This window comes from Streptomyces sp. NPDC015125, from assembly GCF_043080045.1.
Taxonomy (GTDB): Bacteria; Actinomycetota; Actinomycetes; order Streptomycetales; family Streptomycetaceae; genus Streptomyces.
On record NZ_JBIBVF010000013.1, the window covers coordinates 80,036 to 97,972 of the forward strand.

Below are 17,937 nucleotides of genomic sequence, written 5' to 3' on the forward strand. Positions count from 1 at the left end.
CCGGCTGCCGTGCCCCCTGGATGTGCACCTGATGCTCTGCGGCCCTTCCGCTCCGTAGCGCAAGGTCCACTGGCTCGACTGTTCTCGCGGACCACCCTGACGTGCCTTCGCTGCTTCCCTCATCCGGTGTCGGGTAAAACTCGTCGGAGGTCATCTCCGTGCCCGCCCGATATCGTGCCGCGCCGTGCTGCGTCAGGGGTGCGTCCGCTTGGCCGGATTGTCGTGGCATGGGCCCGTATGAGCCTGGCGCCGGACTGGACCTCGGACCATGTCCTCGCACCCCAATGGAGCGGACAGCCCCACGGGGGGCTGAATGAGGAGGCGGCAGTTTGAGGACCTGACACTCCCTCGCCAGGTAGAACCCTCCCTGGTGCGGCGCGGATGCCGTTCCGCGTTGATGAAGAGCACGTGGGAGGGGTCTGGCCCCGGTGGGAAGACGGAGAACCGCAGGTGGCAGATTCAGTCCGCCAATTCGCGTGCGTCGAGCGGTAGATTCCACGAGTTGCGGCGGTGTACCGCATCGAGTGCGTGCTGCAGAGGAGAAGGGGGCACGGCCAGCACCGGGCAGCAGGCACGTGCGACGCAGTACCGGGTGACGGAGGGCCATACCGCCCGGCGCAGCCTGCCGCGGGCTCCGGCCCCGACCACCAGGAGGTCGTCGGGCCGGTCGGCGGCCGCCAGCAGGGCATCGCCGGGTTTGCCGCGTATGACCAGGCACTTCAGCGGCACCTCGGGCCCGGCGTCGCCGAAGGCGTCTTCGAGAGCGCTCAGCAGGCGCTCATTAGCCATCCGGCGCCAGGCGGCCATCGGCGTCGGGCACGGCCCGCCGCGGTGGGAGATCTCCCCACCGGGAGGCTCCCAGGCCAGTACGGCCCACAACTCGGCTCCGGTGACACGGGCCTCGGCGGCGGCCCGGTGCAGAGCCGTCAGGCTCCCCAGCGAGCCGCTCACGCCGGCCACGATGCGCCGGCCACCGGGTGGTCCGCCCATGGGGCCACGCTCCTCGTCCTGTATCGCGTTCATGTCGTGTTGCATCGAAATCCCACTGGCAGGGCGATGGCCACTTGTTGGCGCTTCCCTTACGAGAGGCGGGGAGTCCCTGACGGCTCCATGACGACAACATGCGGGCCGGACGACACCGAGCAGCAGCAGCGGTGGTGGCAAGCCCTCTCATTGGCGGGCGGGGCACTGCACAGCCGCTGAGGGCACGGGCGCACTGACGCCGACGTCGGGTCAGAGTTGTGTCAATGTCTTCGCACGCCATCGCAGTATTTGCCTACGTGAAGTGACGATGCTCCTGTGAACCTCGCACGCCGTCCGGTGCATGCCGCAAGACACCTTCGCGGTGCCACCCGGCGTGCCGCTTTCCCGAAGAGGGGTACGTGGAGGAGTACGAGATGGCGCGGGGCAGCGATGTGACCGACGGGCCGGGCTCGCGTACCGGCCGGCTCAAGGTATTTCTCGGAGCTGCCCCAGGGGTGGGCAAGACCTACCGGATGCTGGACGAGGGCCGGCGCCGGGCAGCGCGTGGCAAGGACGTGGTGGTGGCCCTTGCCGAATGCCATGGCCGTCCGTCCACCGAGGCCATGCTCGAAGGGCTTGACGTGCTGCCCCGCGTGACGCGCAGGCATGGCGGTGCGGACTTCACCGAGCTCGACCTCGACCTGGTTCTGGAGCTGCGTCCGCAGGTGGTGCTCATCGACGAGCTCGCCCACACCAATGCGCCGGGCGGCCGCAACACCAAGCGGTGGCAGGACGTCGAAGAGCTGCTCGACGCCGGGATCGAGGTGGTGGCCACGCTCAACATCCAGCATCTGGACTCACTCAGCGATGTCGTCGAGAAGATCACCGGTGTGCCGCAGTACGAGACCGTGCCCGACGAAGTCGTCCGCCGCGCCGAGCAGATCGAGCTGGTCGACCTGCCCGCCGAGGGACTCCGACGCCGTATGGCGCACGGCAACATCTTCCCACCCGAAAATGTGGACGCGGCGCTGTCGCACTACTTCCGGGTCGGCAACCTCACCGCGCTGCGGGAGCTGGCGCTGCTGTGGGTGGCGGGCCGGGTGGACGAAGCGCTGCGCAGGTACCGGCACGAGCACAGCATCGGCCGGGTGTGGGAGACCCGCGAACGCGTGGTGGTCGCGCTCACCGGTGGCCCGGAGGGCGCAACCCTGATCCGCCGCGCCGCCCGCATCGTGGGCCTCCCCCGAGCTCTGAGCTCCGTTCGAGCCGGGGGGACCCCCCTCTCCGGCGGCGACCTGCTGGCCGTCCACATCACCCGCAGCGATGGCCTGTCCGGCTCCTCGCCGGCCGCGTTGGCCGGGCAGCGGCAGCTCCTGGAGAGTCTCGGCGGCAGCTACCACTCGGTGGTCGGTGAAGACGTCCCCGCCGCCTTGCTGGACTTCGCCCGCGCCCAGAACGCCACTCAACTGGTCATCGGCGCCAGCCGTCGGGGGAGGCTGCGGCGACTGCTGGCACCCCGCGGAGTGGGGGAGACGGTCGACGGACTCTCCGGCGATATCGATGTCCACACGGTCACTCATGAACATGCCGGTCAGGGGAGAAGAGGGCCCGCCCTTGGCGCTGCTCTGCCGCGTTCGCGCCGTGCGGCCGGGCCGGTTGCGGGCCTCGTACTGCCCGTCCTGCTGACCATGGCACTGCTGGCGAGTTCCGGCCCGCTCGCGCTCAACCTCACCAGCGAGGCTCTGCTCTTCCTGCTCACGGTGCTGGGCGTGGCCTGTATCGGCGGTGTGGTCTCCGCGCTGCTCGCCTCGGTGACGACCTCGCTGCTGCTGAACTACTACTTCATCCCGCCCATCGGCCACTTCACCTTCGCCGAGGCCAATATCGTCGTCGCCCAGGCAGCCTTCACCATCGTGGCCGTCACCGTCGCCGCCATCGTCGACCGGTCGCTGCGCCTGAGTCGGCGAGCCGCGCGGGCCACCGCGGAAGCCGAGACCTTGACCTCGTTGGCGGGCGGCATTCTGCGGGGTGACCGGGCCGTACCCGTACTCCTGGAACGTACTCGCGAGACCTTCGGCATGGACAGCATCGAGCTGCGGCCCCGCAGGGGAGAGCCGGAGCCGGGTGCCGTGAGCGGCCGGGTGTCCGACCCCGAGACCAAGGTCGCGATAGGGGACGACAGCGTCCTGGTGCTGCGCGGGCGCCGGCTGCCCGCCTCCGAGCACCGTGTGCTCACGGCCTTCGCCGCGCATCTGACCGCCGCCGTCGAGCGCGCCCGGCTCGCCGAGGCCGCGGCCGAGGTCGAGCCGGTCAAGGCAGCCAACCGTATGCGTACCGCGCTCCTCGCCGCGGTCGGACACGATCTGCGTACCCCCCTCGCCGGATGCTGGGCCGCGGTCAGCTCGCTGCGCAGCCAGGATGTGGACTTCTCCCCGGCAGACCAGGAGGAACTCCTCGCCACCGCCGAGGAATCCCTGGCCAAGCTCAGCCGCTTGGTCGACAACCTCCTCGACATGAGCCGGCTGCAGGCGGGCGCGCTGACCCTGCACCTCCAGCCCATCGCGCTCACTGAAGTGCTCCCTACGGCGCTGGACACCCTGCCCGACTCGCCCCCGCAGGCGCCCCTACACGTAGTGACCCAGGGGCTGGAGACCACCCCCGATGTGCTCGCGGACCCACCGCTCCTGGAACGCGTCATCGCCAATCTGGTGTCCAATGCGGTACGCCATTCGCCTGCCGGGCGCCCGGTCACGATCGGCGCCAGCTCGCTGGCCGGGCGCGTGGAACTGCGGGTCATCGACCGTGGCCCGGGCATCCAACTCGCTTACTGGGAGAAGGCGTTCGAGCCCTTCCAGCGTCTCGGGGACACCGACAACACCACCGGGCTCGGTCTCGGCCTCGCGCTCTCCCGCGGTCTCACGGAGGCCATGGGCGGCACGCTCACGCCCGAGGACACCCCTGGAGGCGGCCTGACGATGGTCGTCTCCCTCCCGGCCGCACCGGTTCCTGTTGCGGCCTTCCCCGGGGGTGCAGGGGTGCCGGACGCCTATGGGGCACGAGAGAGGGACTGAGGCGTGAGATCAGGCACGAGGCACGAGTCGGTCGCACCAAGGCCCCGGCCCGATCCGTCAGTTGGCGACGAGCGACGCGGACGGCTGTCCCGTTCCCTCGGCTTCGATGATGAGCACCCGACGTACGGGCTCGTCGGGCGTGCTCAGCGCCGTGGCCATGCTCCGGGCGGCCCGCGCTCCAGGGACATCGAAGGCGGCGACGTCCTCCCGGGCACCGAGGGCGTACGCCACCCGGGCAGACTGCCAGCGCGGCGGGACCTGCCGCCGCTGGACCACATAGATGATGGCGTCCAGGTCGGCGGGGTCCACGACCGCGTCGCGCAGGGTGCGGCGCGCCGCGTAGATCGCGCGATGCAGAGTCTCTGAGGGCAGGGGTGGGGGATCCGCGACATCCGAGGTGAGGGATATGAGGGGCGTCCGTGCCGAGTGTGCGTCGTGGACTGTCATATCGTCCCTCCCCGTTGATCCCGCATCGCATCGCATCGCATCTCTTCGCATCGCATCGCATCCGGACGAGCCGCGTACAAGACCGCGCGCGGGCCGGGTAGGGACCGGCCTGAGGGGGTGTACGGGCCCTGACGCATCCGGCCTCCCCTGCCTGGCTTGCGTTCAGTGGTAGCCGCCGATGTTCTTGATGTGTTCCAGACGGGACGAGGGGAAGCGCCGGCCATGCTGCGTCACCGAAGTGTGGTTCACGGCTCGCCGCGGGATCGAGCGGTCGCCGGGGCCGCCGCAACCAGCCGTTCCGGGAGTGCGCAGGCCGTCAGGATCGTGGGTCGCGGGCGTAGTCCGGTCGGGTGGATGCGCCGTTGGAATTCCGTTAGGGAACCGGCCGCCGTGTGCCTATGTCGTCGCGTGGGCCGTCACGGTGGAGTCGGTCACGGTGGAGTCGGTCAGGTTGGACAGCGAAGCGAGGAGGTTCTTGATGTGCGGAGACATGGTGTCGGCGGTGGTGTCGTGAGCGCGGAGCGCATCGTGGGGCTGTTGGTGGCGGCATCGCTGATCGGGCTTCTCGTGATCGGCGTCAAGTTCCGGGACCGATTCTGAGGTCGACAGCTTCGAGTTCGTCCAGGCGATCCAGCCCGGCTCCGGCAAGGCCGGCTCGGGCGCGGGCCTCTTTGCGTGCGGTGTGCTCCGGCAGGGCGGCGGCCGGCGGCCGGCGGCATCACGCCTCGGGTGCCGGCCCAGGAAACCACCGCCGGGATACGCCAGGTGACCGCGCCGTTGCCGCGGCGGCGCCGCATGACGGCGGAGCGGGGAAGGACGCCGAGGAGCCGTACGGCGATCACGGCGGCGGCCGCCGCGAGCACACCGAGCGGCCGCCCGCGCAGGAATCGGCTCAGACGACCACGACCCGGCGCCCGCGCGTGTGACCGGCCTGGCTGTCGATGTGCGCCGCCGCGGCCTCAGCGAGCGGGTACGACTTCTCGACCGGGATGTGGAGCTTTCCCCGCGAGATGAGGCCGACGGCCTCGGCGAGCGCTTCCGGCACGCTCCCGGCCACGCCGGAGAATCGGACACCGAGCTCCGGCGCAGCGAGATCGGCGATGGAGATCACCTTCTGTGGGTCCCCGGTCAGCTCGACGAGCTCCCGGATCACGCCCGAGCCGGCCAGATCGAGGGCCGCGTCGACATGGCCGAGCTGCCGCACCCGCTCGACCCAGCCCTCGCCATACGTCGTGGCGAGGGCACCCAGGCTGCGCAGATAGTCCTGGTTCGCGGCCCCAGCCGTGCCGATGACCGTGATGCCGCGGTCACGGGCGATCTGCAGCACCGCCGATCCGACTCCCCCGGACGCGCCGCTGACCAGCAGCGTCTGTCCGGGCTGCACACCGACCTCGCGGATGATGCGCAGCGCGGTCTCCACCACGGAGGGGTATCCGGCGGCCTCTTCGAAAGTCAGGCCCTCGGGCATACGGGCCCAGGCCGACAGCACGGCGAACTCGGCATAGGTGCTGGAGCCTTCGCCGAACACGTGGTCGCCGACCTCGACCCCTTCGACGCCCTCGCCGACCTCGTCCACCACCCCGGCGGCGTCCAGTCCGACTCCGGCGGGTAAGTCGAGCGGATGGGCCTTCAGAATCTGGCCTTCGCGGACCCTCCAGTCGACGGGGTTCACGCCCGCCGCCCGCACGGCGATGCGTACCTGGCCGGGGCTCGCGTGGGGCTCCTCGGCTTCTATGACTTGCAGAACGTCCGGACCGCCGAACTCGGCGAAGCTCACTTTCTTCATGCGGTCGACCGTAGCACTAACGGTTAGTTTTTTGAAGCTGATCCGGCTTCGTACCTGATAGCGTTGAGGCATGACCGTGCCGTCCGGACGCCGTGAGCGCAAGAAAGCCGCGACCCGCCAGAAGATCGCTGACACCGCCCTGCGGCTCTTCCTGGAACGCGGGTATGACGCGGTGGGCATCCGTGACGTGGCCGCTGAGGCCGACGTGGCCGTCACCACGCTCTTCTCCCACTTCGCCGCCAAAGAGGCCCTGGTGTTCGAGCAGGATGACGACTTCGAGCAACGCCTCACGCAGGCGGTCACCGGCCGGGCGCCGCACGACCCGCTCATCCCTGCGCTGCGCCGCGAGATCCAGGCCCTGGTGCGGCATTGCACGGCGGACAGCGCCGCCCCGATCTGGCGCATGATCGACGAATCACCCGCCTTGCGGAAGTACGAGGAGTCGATGAGGCTGCGCCACGCGGAGACGCTGGCAACGGCCCTCGCCGCCGATCCCGAACTGTCACAGACCGCAACGGCGAGCCGGGCGATCGCGAGGTTCGTGATCGACGCCTATTCGCTGGCCCGCGAGGCGGTCGATCCGGAGGCCGCGGTGGACGAGATCTTCCGGATGATCGAGGCGGCCTGGGAGGTCACCTGCCCTTGAGGGCTGCCCGGCGGGTCATGGGCGAAGCCAGCGGCGAAGCCTGTCGTGCACGGTCTTCCCCTTTCCCGAGCCGTGCCGGCCGACCACGCCACGGGACACCGGTCCGCTGCCGGAAGGGAATGCCGTCGATCACCCTGCGATGGCTCTTCCCACGCCCGCCGCGTCCGATGTTCTTCGGCAAGTGTGGCTCCAGCCGAGTCCCTTCCCGATCCGTCAGATCGCGCCGCCCCCTGCTGTCCGAAGCGAGGTGAACGGCGGCCTGGTCACCCGAGCCGTCGGACAGTGCCCAAGCCTCAGGCCCTGGTGGCCGAGGTACGCAGCATCAGCTGACACGGGTGCTCCTGGCCCCCGCAGAGGAAATCGATCCGTATACGGACCTCACATGCCTTCGCCGCAAGGGCGGGCTGTGCGGTGATGCTGCCGCTCGTGCGCGTGCCGTCGGGGGCCGCCCCGTAAGCGCCGCCCCAGTCGACGTATGCGTTGCCGACGTCGTCCAGGGCGTCAAGGGCGAGGAGCACGGGGGTGTGATCGGCTGCGTCCGGCAGGGGTGGGGTGATCGTGTAATGGAGGGTGAAGGAGTCATCCCGCCGATTGAGGTCGTGGACGGACAGTTCGTGCGCGCCGTTGAGGATCTTCACCTTGGCGAGAGGTGTGCGGTGCGGCTTCATGGCTCCTCGTTTTCGGATGGTGTTCATGCGATGAGGCCGGCGACTCGGCGGGCGGGTTGTCCGGTGAGGTAGTGAACGTACTCGTGCTCCAGGCGGAAGCCGGCGGTCCAGGCGAGGAGCCTGCTCGGGCGGTTGTCGCGGGAGCAGGTCCAGCTCGGGGTGTGCCCGCGGGCGGCGATGTCCTGGCACAGGGCAGTGACGCAGGCCAGCGCGAGGCGCCGGCGGCGGTGTTCGGGGACGGTGACACAGGCGATGTCTTCGAAGGTGGTGCCACGGAAGTACGTGCAGGCGACGGCGAGTATGCGGTCCTTCTGGAAGGCCGCCCAGCCGTGTCCGGAGGCGGCGAGACCGGTCGGGCCGCCCCAACTGGCGTGGACCCAGGCCATGTCCGCGGCCAGCTCGGTGAGTGCCGCGACGTCTGCGGGTGTCAGCCGACGTACCGTCACGCCGTGGGGTGGGCGCGGAGGCGACATGGGGACGCGGTGCACGTACGCCATGCGTTCCCAGGGGACGAGCAGATCGAAGGCGCTGCCCAGCAGGGGGAGGAAGCGGGCCGGAGCCTGCACATGGTGGGCAGCGAAGGGGGCGAGCGCGATCGGAGCCAGGGCGGTGGGTTCGCCGCGGAGCAGGAGGTGGTCGGCGCAGGCCACGGCGAGGGCACGGGGATCGATGGCGCGGTCGGCCCACCAGCGACCGGCTCCCGAGGCCAGCGCATGTTCGGCCGGCGTTTTCGCCCCGGGGTAGTCGGACGCGAACCATGGGGAGAGGGCGGGGAGTTGGTCTGGGGAGAGTTCGATCACGGAGGCTCCTTTTGGCGGTCGCGGGGTGGCCCGAGTGGGGCCACCCCGCTCGGCGGCCGGCTCTGTCCGGCCTTGCTGCCTGGTTGCCCTTCGTCTTGCAGGGTGTGCTTCAGGTGTGGTTGCCGATCAGCTGGTCGGCGAGTTTGCTGAGGCGCTTGACGGTGCGGTCCTCCGTCGCGGCCTGAGCGGGCTCGACGCGCTGGTCGCGGTCGTAGTAGGCGCCGTTGACGATCTCGGTGGCCGGGTCGCACAGCCGCACCACATGGGTGGCCCCCTCCGCCGCAGACGCACCGCTGATCGCGTAGAGCGACAGCAGCTCCGTCTCGCAGCTGCCCGGGTGGACGGAGACGGCCGTCACTCGCGGATCGGCGGCGAAGACGGTGAGCGCGAGCTGTGACTGGGCGTAGGCGGCGAGCCGGGAGTAGCGGCGGGCACGCTGCGGGTCGCTCCACTGGATGGAGGCGGTGCGGTGCAGCGATGAGGAGACGTTGACGACCCGGCCGCCCGGCTCTTCCCCAAGCTCTCGGCTCCGCTCGAACCGGGGAGACCCCGTCGTGAGCGCGGGCTCCAGGAGGCGGGTCAGCAGGTAGTGGGCGAGGAAGTTGACCTGGAGGGCGACTTCGTTGCCGTCGGCCGTTACGGTGTGCCGCTCGGGGGCGGCCATGCCGGCGTTGTTGACCAGGACGTCCAGATGAGGGTGCTCGGCCACGATGCGCCGCGCCATCGCTTCGACTTCCTCCAGACATGTGAAGTCCGCAGCGGCCCCGCACAGTTGGCCGGCGTCGATGTCTGCGGTGGCGACGAGCTTGTCGGTCGCGGCCTGGGCGTCCTCGGCGGTGCGGCCGTGCACGAGGACGGTGGCGCCCCGCTCGGCGAGCTGGCGGGCGGTTTCGAAGCCGATGCCGGAGGTGGCGCCGGTCACCAGGACGGTACGGGAGGAAAGGTCGGAAGCGGACATGATCCATTCCAGGAGGGAGACGAAGGGGACGGGCACACCCCCCGGCCCCGTCATGGCCTGAAGGCGTGCGGGAACCAAATCGGGGCGCCGGGTCAGGTCACGGCGCCCCGTAGGGGTGGGAGAGATGCCTCAGCGGGAGGCGGAGGTCTCCGGGCAGCGCCGCGCAACCAACGGATCCGCCGGATGAGGCGGACGGTCGAGAAGAAGCCAGGCGCTGTTCACCTCACCCATCAAATGCCGTGCTGCGCCCGGCTTCAAGAGGTCCCCCAACCTCTTGACGCACCCCTGATGAGCTGCAGCTTCGGTGGGTGGCGGGCGCAGATCGAGTAGCACGAGGGTGGGGGAGCGGCGCCCCCTTGGCCGGCGGACATGCTTTCCGGAGAATGTTTGACGGAGGCTCCACGTGTACCGCTGGCGCTGATCACCGATGCCGCGGAGCGGGTGTCGAGCGCCGGGGGGAGGACGTCGGCGAACGCCGTGGGCTGACGGCGCAACGTCAGGGCGCCGGCCGCGTCGCGCACGGCGCCGCCCCTCGTCCAGCATCCGGTAGGTCGTGCCGACCCCGGGCGCTGCCCCGAGAAACACCTTGAGCTTTCCTGGCCCTACGCCTGGCGTATCGGCTGCGACAACGTTCGGCGCGACCGAAAGCCCCTCCCGTACCGTCGTGCGCAGTTCCACGTCGCCCGGTGCTGCGAGGGGGACCTCGGGGGGCCGAGCGGCACAGGTGGTGTTCCGTGGTCACACCAGCCCTGCAAGATCGTGGTTGAGCTCGACGACGTTGACGTTTTCCTGACCCAGGAACCCCAGGACGCGGCCCTGGAGGTGGTCGGTGACAAGCTGCCTGACCTCGGCGGGGGCGAGGCGGCGGGTCTTCGCCACGCGGGTTACCTGTTCGTATGCGTACGCCGGGGAGATCGCCGGGTCGAGTCCGGAGCCGCTGGCGGTCACGGCGTCGACCGGAACGGATGCGGGGGAGACGCCGTCGAACGCCGCCACGGCGATGCGGCGTTGCCTGACTGCGGTCATCAGGCGGGGGTTGTTCGGGCCGAGGTTGGAAGCACCGGACGCGAGCGGGTCGTACCCGCCCGCGGAGGGGCGGGGCTGGAACCACTGGGGGTCGGGCCGCAGTTCCTCCTCCGGGTCATCCGGGTTCTTCTTCGGCAGGGCGAAGTTCTGGCCGAGCAGGCTGGAGGCCACCGGCTCGCCGTTCGTCGTCATCAGGGAGCCGTTGGCCCGGTGGGGGAAGGCGGTCTCGGCGATACCGGTGACGACCAGGGGATAGGCGACGCCCGTGAGTACGGTGAACACCAGCAGCATGCGCAGCGCCGCCAGATGCTGCCGGAGCAGGGGAGGGAGGTGGTGGGTGCGCATGTGGGCCGCCTTCCTCACCGCAGGCCGGGGATGAACCGGATGACGAGGTCGATCAGCTTGATGCCGACGAACGGCAGGACCAGCCCGCCGAGTCCGTACATCCAGATGTTGCGGCTCAGCAGCTTCGCCGCCGAGGACGGCCGGTAGCGCACACCCCGCAGGGCGAGCGGGATCAGCGCGACGATGATCAGCGCATTGAAGACGATCGCCGAGGAGATCGCCGAGGTCGGGCTGTGCAGCCGCATGACGTTGAGTGCGTCCAGGCCCGGGTAGACGCCGGCGAACATCGCCGGGATGATCGCAAAGTATTTGGCGACATCGTTGGCGATGGAGAAAGTGGTCAACGCGCCCCGCGTGATGAGCAGTTGCTTACCGATCTCGACGATCTCGATGAGCTTGGTCGGGTTGGAGTCCAGGTCGACCATGTTCCCGGCCTCTTTGGCGGCCGAGGTACCGGTATTCATGGCCACACCGACATCCGCCTGAGCCAGCGCGGGCGCATCATTCGTACCGTCGCCGGTCATGGCGACCAGCTTGCCGCCTTCCTGCTCGCGCCGGATGAGTGCCATCTTGTCCTCGGGGGCGGCCTCGGCGAGGAAGTCGTCGACCCCGGCCTCCTGGGCGATGGCGCGAGCGGTCAGCGGATTGTCGCCGGTGATCATGACGGTCTTGATCCCCATCCGCCGCAGCTCGTCGAAGCGCTCGCGCATGCCCTCCTTGACGACGTCCTTGAGATGGATGACTCCCAGGACACGGGCGGCGGCCTGAGCACCGACGCGCCGGGTCACTTCCCCGACGACCAGCGGGGTGCCGCCGCTCGCCGAGATGCCGTCGACGAGCTGGCCGACGTCCGCGGTGGGATGCCCGCCGTTGTCGCGGACCCAGCGCATCACCGCCGCCGCCGCTCCCTTGCGCAGCGACCGGGCTCGACCCGGGTCGTCGAGGTCCACCCCGCTCATCCGGCTCTGGGCGGTGAAGGGGACGAACTCCGCTTGGGCCAGCTCGCCTTCACTGCGCCCGCGCAGTGCGTACTGCTGTTTGGCGAGGACGGCGATCGAGCGGCCCTCGGGTGTCTCGTCGGCGATCGACGACAGCTGGGCGGCGTCCGCGAGTTCCTCGGTGGTCACTCCTTCCGCGGCCAGGAATTCTGCGGCTTGGCGATTGCCGAGGGTGATGGTGCCCGTCTTGTCGAGCAGCAGGGTGTTGACGTCGCCGGCGGCCTCCACCGCGCGGCCCGACATGGCGAGCACGTTGCGCTGGACGAGCCGGTCCATGCCGGCGATGCCGATCGCCGAGAGCAACGCGCCGATCGTGGTCGGGATCAGGGCCACGACGAGGGCGACCAGGATGACGATGGTCTGCTCGGCCCCGGCGAAGATGGCAAAGGGCTGCAGGGTCACCACGGCGACCAGGAAGACGAGCGTCAGCGAGGCCAGCAGGATGTTGAGCGCGATCTCGTTCGGGGTCTTCTGCCGGGCGGCGCCTTCGACGAGCGCGATCATGCGGTCGATGAAGGTCTCCCCCGGTTTCGAAGTGATCTTCACGACGATCCGGTCCGAGAGCACCTTCGTACCGCCGGTCACCGCCGATCTGTCACCACCCGACTCGCGGATCACCGGTGCCGATTCACCCGTGATCGCCGATTCGTCGACGCTCGCGACGCCCTCGACCACATCGCCGTCACCCGGAATGATCTGCCCGGCCTCGACGACCACATGGTCGCCCAACCGGAGGTCGGCACCCGGTACTTCCTCCTCGGCGACATCGGTCGCACCTGGTTGCCACCCGGCGAGACGCCGGGCCATCGTGGCGGTCTTCGTCCGCCGCAAGGTCTCCGCCTGCGCCTTGCCGCGGCCTTCCGCCACGGCCTCGGCGAGATTGGCGAAGACCGAGGTCAGCCAGAGCCATGCGGTGATCACCCAGGCGAAGACGCTGGGTGTCCTGATCGCCGACAGCGTGGTCAGGACCGCCCCGACCTCGACGACGAACATGACCGGGTTGTGGAACATCGCGCGCGGATCCAGCTTGCGCACGGCGCCGGGGAACGACGTCAGCAGCTGCTCGGGGTCGAGGAGCCCGCCCGAGACCCGTTGCCGCTGGTGGCCGGCGGACGGACCGGTCGGTGAGGCGGGAGAGGGAACGCCGGTCGTGGGCATCAGCGCAGGCCCTCCAGACCTTCCGCCATGGGGCCCAGCGCGAGCGCGGGGAAATACGTCAGACCGACGACGATGAGGACCACGCCGGTCAACAGCCCGACGAACTGCGGCCGGTGGGTGGGCAGGGTGCCCGCGGTGACCGGTACCGGCTGCTGCTGGGCGAGCGATCCAGCGAGCGCCAGCACGAACACCATCGGAAGAAAACGGCCGATGAGCATCGCCAGACCGAGCGCGGTGTTGTACCAGACGGTGTTCACACTCAGGCCCGCGAACGCCGAGCCGTTGTTGTTCGCCGCGGACGCGAAGGCATACAGCACCTCGGAGAACCCGTGCGGACCGGAATTGAGCATGGCCGCCCGTTCGCCGGGGAACGCCATCGCCAGCCCCGCACCGGCCAGCACCACCGCGGGCGTGGTCAGGATGTACAGCGAGGCGTACTTCATCTCCCGGCCGCGCAGCTTCTTGCCCAGGTACTCGGGCGTACGGCCGACCATCAGCCCGGCGACGAAGACCGCGACGATCGCCAGGATCAGGATCCCGTAGAGCCCGGAGCCGGTGCCGCCGGGCGCGATCTCCCCGAGCATCATGTTGAAGAGCGTCATTCCGCCGCCGCCCGGCGTGTACGAGTCGTGGAAGGAATTGACCGCCCCGCACGATGTCAGCGTCGTCGATACGGCGAACAGTGCCGACGACCAGATGCCGAACCGCGCTTCCTTTCCCTCCATCATTCCGCCGGCCGCATGCCCCGCCGCGCTGCTGACGCTGTGCAGTTCGTTGGCGGTCACGACCGCGACCGAGGCGGCCCAGATCAGCGCCATCACGGCGACGACGGCATAGCCCTGCCGGTGGTCGCCGACCATCTTCCCGAAGGTGCGCGGCAGCGCGAACGAGATCACCAGGAGGAGATAGATCTCGACCAGGTTGGTGAAGGCATTGGGGTTCTCGAAGGGGTGGGCAGAATTCGCGTTGTAGAAACCGCCGCCATTGGTGCCGATTTCCTTGATGGCCTCCTGCGAGGCGACCGGGCCGCCGGTGATGCCCTGGTGGCCGCCGGCGAGGGTGGTGATGTCGTGTACGCCGTGGAAGTTCTGGATGACACCGCCGGCAACCAGCACGATGGCGAAGACGAGAGAGACCGGCAGCAGCAGGCGCACCACGATCCGGGTCAGATCCACCCAGAAATTCCCGACTCGGTCGGTCTTCTTGCGGGTGAAGCCCCGGATCAGTGCGGCGACGACGGCGATCCCCATGGCGGCGGAGACAAAGTTCTGCACTGCGAGGCCGGCCATCTGGACGAGGTGCCCTATTGCCGACTCGCCTGAATACGACTGCCAATTGGTATTGGTGACGAAGGAGGCGGCCGTGTTGAATGCCTGGTCCGGAGGGACTGCCTTCATGCCCAGGGACAGCAGCAGATGGCTCTGCAGGCGCAGGAACGCGTACAGGAACAGCACCGAGACCAGGGAGAAGGCGAGCACGCTGCGGAGATAGGCCGACCACTTCTGGTCCGCTTCGCCGTGCACTCCGCCCGCCTGGTAGATCAGGCGTTCGGCCCGGAAATGCCGGGTGGTGGTGAGGATATGGGCCAGGTAGTCGCCCAGCGGGCGGAAGGAGAGGACCAGGGCGACCACCAGAACGAGGATCTGCAGCCAGCCTGCGAGGGTGTCGTTCATCCGGCCCCGGCCTAGAACTTCTCAGGGAAAATCAGGCCAAGGACCAGATAGATGACGAGGCACACGGCCACGACCAGGCCGACGATGTTCTCCACACTCACAGACGTCCGACCCCCTTGGCGGCCAGGCCGAGGAGGGCGAATACGAGGACGGTGAGGCCGATGTACACAAGGTCTGGCATGTGCGGGACCGCCTAGGAAGAGCCGCGCTGGCAACTTTCTGACGGTAGCTCAGGTAAATTCGGCGCCGGCCTCACGCCCTGCGGCCGACCGGGTGATGGTGGAGCACCGGAAAAGAGGTCGGCACCGGAGCGATCCTGCGGATCCCGGCCGGGCACGTGGGCGCTCTCCGCGCACCCGCTGCGGCGCTCCGTGGTGTCAGGCCACCAGCGGCCGGTCGCGGGGGCCGATCGGGGCGGGAAGCGCGGTGGAGCCGGTCAGATACCGGTCCGCGGCCGCCGCGGTGGCCCGTCCCTCGGCGATGGCCCACACCACCAGTGACTGGCCGCGCCCCGCGTCGCCCGTGACGAAGATCCCGTCCGGACCGGTGGGGGCGGCCCGCCCGGCCGGCCCCACCGCCTCGGCGGCGAAGCCGCCGTCCCGGGCGAAGTTTCCCCGGTCGTCCAGCGTGAGTCCCAGTTGCCGGATCAGACCGCTGCCCCGCTCGGGACCGGAGAAGCCCAGGGCGAGCAGCACCAGCTCCGCCGGGATCACCCGCTCGGTCTTGGGCCGCGGCCTTCTGGCCGTGGGCTCCACCTCCGTCAGGCGCAGCGCGCATACCTGGCCGGCCGCGGTCCCTTCGAAGTGGAGGGTGGCGGAGGAGAAGAGCCTCGGATCCGTGCCTTCCCGGCCCCGGGCCTCTTCATGGGCATGGGAGATCCGGTAGACCTTGGGGTAGATGGGCCAGGGCTCGCGGTCCGGCCGGGCATCGCCGGGCTCCGGGTTGATGTCCAGCTGCACGACGGAGGCCGCGCCCTGGCGCAGGGCGGTGCCCAGGCAGTCCGAGCCGGTGTCCCCGCCGCCGATGATCACCACATGCCTGCCCTCCGCGGTGACCGGGGGCACGGAGTAGTCACCCTCCACGACCCGGTTGGCGAGGGGAAGGTAGTCCATGGCCTGGTGGATGCCGGACAGCTCGCGGCCGGGCACGGGAAGCTCCCGCTGTTCGGTGGCTCCGACGGCGATGACCACCGCGTCATGGCGCCTTCTGAGCTCGGTGGCGTCGATATCGCTGCCGACGTCCACGGCCGTGCGGAACTTGGTGCCCTCCGCCCGCATCTGCTCGATGCGGCGGTCCAGATGCCGCTTGTCCAGCTTGAACGCGGGGATGCCGTAGCGCAGCAGTCCGCCGATGCGGTCGGCGCGTTCGTAGACCGCGACGGTATGGCCGATACGGGTGAGCTGTTGTGCCGCCGCCAGCCCCGCGGGGCCGGAGCCGATGACGGCGACGGTCTTCCCGCTGAGCCGCTCCGGTGGATGCGGCACCGCATAGCCGCGCTCCCAGATCTGGTCGGCGATGGCCTCCTCGACGTTTTTGATCGTCACCGGATCGGCATTGAGGGCCAGCACGCAGGCGGCCTCGCACGGCGCCGGGCACAGCCGCCCGGTGAACTCGGGGAAGTTGTTCGTCGCGTGCAGCCGCTCGGCCGCGGCCCGCCAGTCGCCCCGCGCCGCGTACGCGTTCCACTCGGGGATGAGGTTCCCCAGCGGGCAGCCGCTGTGACAGAACGGTATGCCGCAGTCCATGCAGCGGTCCGCCTGCTCGGACACCAGCGGGAGCAGTGCCTGCCCCGCGTAGACCTCGTCCCAGTCGGTCAGCCGCTCCTCGACGGGGCGTGGCGGGACGGGTCGGCGGGGGAACTTGAGGAAGCCGCGAGGATCGGTCATACCCCGCCTCCCTCGCTCACTCGCGGTGCAATACGGCGGTTCAGGTCAGCCTACGCCTGCTTTGTCCCGCTTTCATCGGCTGTCGGCCCACAGTGAGGGACCCCGGCGCGCAAGGGGGCCGTACCGGCTCCCTGCCCGGTGCCCCCGGTGCAGCAGCGGGCGCATCCGGCCCGCAAGGCGTATATGTGAATCCATTAGGTGAATCCATCGGGAGGTCCCGGCTGGGGGAACCCGTCGGGAGGCCCCGAGTGCGTGGATCCATCGCACGGCCCCGGCGGGGAAGGTGCCGGCGCGGGGTGTACGGCACACCCTGCGGCGGCTCCGTATCTTCCGCGTCGCGCGCGGCCCGGCAGCAGGAGAGGCACGGTGAAGAGGTTGCAGTCCACGCCGGCGAGGGTGTCGTGGATGCTCGTGGTGCTGGCCCTCGTGGCCGGTGTCCTGCTGAACCTCTTCGGGCCCCAGCCGTACCTGGGGCTCCCGCTGCTGGCGGCCGCCCCGCTGGTCGCGGGTGCCATGCTCTCCTTCCGTTCCGCGTTCGTCGTCGTGGGTGCCGCCTGTGTGATATCGGTGGGACTGGATCTTGAGCGCGGACGTCCGGCGACGCCACGCTCCGTCGATCTGGCGGTGGTCGGCCTGATCGGTGTGCTGGCGCTCGCGGTCAACCGGCTCCTGCTGCGCCAAGGGCGCGATCTCGCCCTGGCCAGGGATGTTGCGGAGGCGGTCCAGCGGGCGGTGCTCCCGGATCCGCCCAGCGAGGTCGGGCCGCTGGTGGTGGCTGCCGGGTACACCACGGCGCAGGCCGAGGCGCGGATCGGCGGTGATCTGTACGCGGTGCAGGAGACGCCGTTCGGGGTGCGAATGATCATCGGTGATGTGCGGGGCAAAGGGATGGAGGCCGTCGCCGCCGTGTCCGTCGCCATCGGCGCCTTCCGCCAGGAGGCCGAGTACGCTCCCACCCTTGCCACGCTGGTCCAGCGGCTGGACGAGGCCATGGCCAGGGCCGCGGCCACGAGCGGCCCGGTGACCGCCACCGAAGGATTCACCACCGCCGTACTGGCCGAGGTGTCCGACGACGGGGCGCTGAGCCTGGTCAACCGAGGGCATCCGCCGCCGTACCTGGTCCACGGCGGGCAGCTCGTACGGCTCGACCCGACCCTCCCGCAGCTGCCCCTCGGGATGGGACTGGGCGACGCCACGCCGGCCGGCTCCGCGCCCGTCGATGTGGTGTGGCTGCCCCTGGGTGCCTCACTGCTGCTGGTCACCGATGGTGTCACCGAGGCCCGGGACGCAGCGGGCACCTTCTACGATCCGCTCTCCTCGCGCCGCATGGGCAGACGGTTCACCGAACCGGAGGCGCTGGTGGACGCCCTGGCCAAGGACGTCGGCCGCTGGACCGGGGACAACTACCGGGACGACATGGCCATCCTGGCCGTTACCCGGCGTGGTGCGTCGCTGCCCGCAACATCCCCTGTGCGCAGCTGAACTGACGCAGCGCCAGGATCCGGTTTCTTC

General features: G+C 69.8%; 14 protein-coding genes and 2 pseudogenes. 3 read left to right on the forward strand and 13 right to left on the reverse strand.

Going from position 1 to position 17,937, the window contains the following annotated elements; translation table 11 throughout:
• Positions 1 to 459 precede the first annotated feature (459 nt).
• Positions 460 to 1,023, reverse strand: a complete 564-nt coding sequence (locus tag ACF088_RS25215) for a universal stress protein (RefSeq protein ID WP_392378045.1) — start codon at positions 1,021 to 1,023, stop codon at positions 460 to 462.
• Between the two features lie 374 nt (positions 1,024 to 1,397).
• Between ACF088_RS25215 and ACF088_RS25220 the strand changes: the two genes are divergently transcribed.
• Complete coding sequence (locus tag ACF088_RS25220; RefSeq protein WP_392378188.1) at positions 1,398 to 4,034, forward strand: ATP-binding protein; 2,637 nt, start codon at positions 1,398 to 1,400, stop codon at positions 4,032 to 4,034.
• Positions 4,035 to 4,091: 57 nt separating this feature from the next.
• Here the strand turns inward: ACF088_RS25220 and ACF088_RS25225 are convergent, their stop codons facing one another.
• Both ACF088_RS25225 and ACF088_RS25230 read right to left on the reverse strand, forming a co-directional pair.
• On the reverse strand, positions 4,092 to 4,481 hold the full coding sequence (locus tag ACF088_RS25225) for a hypothetical protein (RefSeq protein WP_392378046.1): 390 nt from the start codon (positions 4,479 to 4,481) through the stop codon (positions 4,092 to 4,094).
• 892 nt (positions 4,482 to 5,373) lie between these two features.
• A complete protein-coding gene (locus tag ACF088_RS25230; RefSeq protein WP_392378047.1) occupies positions 5,374 to 6,267 on the reverse strand; it encodes an NADP-dependent oxidoreductase in 894 nt (297 codons plus the stop codon).
• A 70-nt stretch (positions 6,268 to 6,337) separates the two neighbouring features.
• Between ACF088_RS25230 and ACF088_RS25235 the strand changes: the two genes are divergently transcribed.
• Positions 6,338 to 6,913 carry a TetR/AcrR family transcriptional regulator gene (locus ACF088_RS25235; protein ID WP_392378048.1) on the forward strand — a complete coding sequence of 192 codons (576 nt, stop codon included), beginning with the start codon at positions 6,338 to 6,340 and terminating at the stop codon, positions 6,911 to 6,913.
• A gap of 27 nt (positions 6,914 to 6,940) precedes the next feature.
• Here ACF088_RS25235 and ACF088_RS25240 read toward each other — a convergent pair.
• The 10 genes and pseudogenes from ACF088_RS25240 to ACF088_RS25285 form a co-directional block, all read right to left on the reverse strand.
• Positions 6,941 to 7,196, reverse strand: a pseudogene (locus ACF088_RS25240) (transposase); the annotation flags it as partial.
• A gap of 10 nt (positions 7,197 to 7,206) precedes the next feature.
• Positions 7,207 to 7,581 carry a hypothetical protein gene (locus ACF088_RS25245; RefSeq protein ID WP_392378049.1) on the reverse strand — a complete coding sequence of 125 codons (375 nt, stop codon included), beginning with the start codon at positions 7,579 to 7,581 and terminating at the stop codon, positions 7,207 to 7,209.
• A 23-nt stretch (positions 7,582 to 7,604) separates the two neighbouring features.
• Positions 7,605 to 8,381: a GNAT family N-acetyltransferase gene (locus tag ACF088_RS25250; protein ID WP_392378050.1), complete on the reverse strand. Its 777-nt coding sequence runs from the start codon at positions 8,379 to 8,381 to the stop codon at positions 7,605 to 7,607.
• A gap of 109 nt (positions 8,382 to 8,490) precedes the next feature.
• Positions 8,491 to 9,339 (reverse strand): SDR family NAD(P)-dependent oxidoreductase, encoded by an 849-nt coding sequence (locus tag ACF088_RS25255; RefSeq protein ID WP_392378051.1) that lies wholly within the window; start codon positions 9,337 to 9,339, stop codon positions 8,491 to 8,493.
• A gap of 507 nt (positions 9,340 to 9,846) precedes the next feature.
• A pseudogene (locus tag ACF088_RS25260) lies at positions 9,847 to 9,924 on the reverse strand (hypothetical protein); the annotation flags it as partial.
• Positions 9,925 to 10,077: 153 nt separating this feature from the next.
• The gene (gene kdpC / locus ACF088_RS25265; RefSeq protein ID WP_392378052.1) at positions 10,078 to 10,710 is read right to left on the reverse strand and encodes a potassium-transporting ATPase subunit KdpC; all 633 of its coding nucleotides are present in this window, start codon (positions 10,708 to 10,710) and stop codon (positions 10,078 to 10,080) included.
• A 14-nt stretch (positions 10,711 to 10,724) separates the two neighbouring features.
• Positions 10,725 to 12,866: a potassium-transporting ATPase subunit KdpB gene (gene kdpB / locus ACF088_RS25270; RefSeq protein WP_392378053.1), complete on the reverse strand. Its 2,142-nt coding sequence runs from the start codon at positions 12,864 to 12,866 to the stop codon at positions 10,725 to 10,727.
• Entirely contained in the window at positions 12,866 to 14,539 is a 1,674-nt protein-coding gene (gene kdpA, locus ACF088_RS25275; protein WP_392378054.1) for a potassium-transporting ATPase subunit KdpA, read from the reverse strand. Before kdpA ends, kdpB begins: the two co-directional genes overlap by 1 nt.
• Positions 14,540 to 14,550: 11 nt before the next feature.
• Entirely contained in the window at positions 14,551 to 14,640 is a 90-nt protein-coding gene (gene kdpF, locus ACF088_RS25280) for a K(+)-transporting ATPase subunit F (RefSeq protein WP_392378055.1), read from the reverse strand.
• Between the two features lie 276 nt (positions 14,641 to 14,916).
• Positions 14,917 to 16,425, reverse strand: coding sequence for a glutamate synthase subunit beta (locus ACF088_RS25285; RefSeq protein ID WP_392378056.1), 1,509 nt, complete (start codon positions 16,423 to 16,425; stop codon positions 14,917 to 14,919).
• Positions 16,426 to 16,830: 405 nt separating this feature from the next.
• Between ACF088_RS25285 and ACF088_RS25290 the strand changes: the two genes are divergently transcribed.
• Positions 16,831 to 17,907 carry a PP2C family protein-serine/threonine phosphatase gene (locus ACF088_RS25290; RefSeq protein ID WP_392378189.1) on the forward strand — a complete coding sequence of 359 codons (1,077 nt, stop codon included), beginning with the start codon at positions 16,831 to 16,833 and terminating at the stop codon, positions 17,905 to 17,907.
• The last annotated feature ends 30 nt before the right edge of the window (positions 17,908 to 17,937 follow it).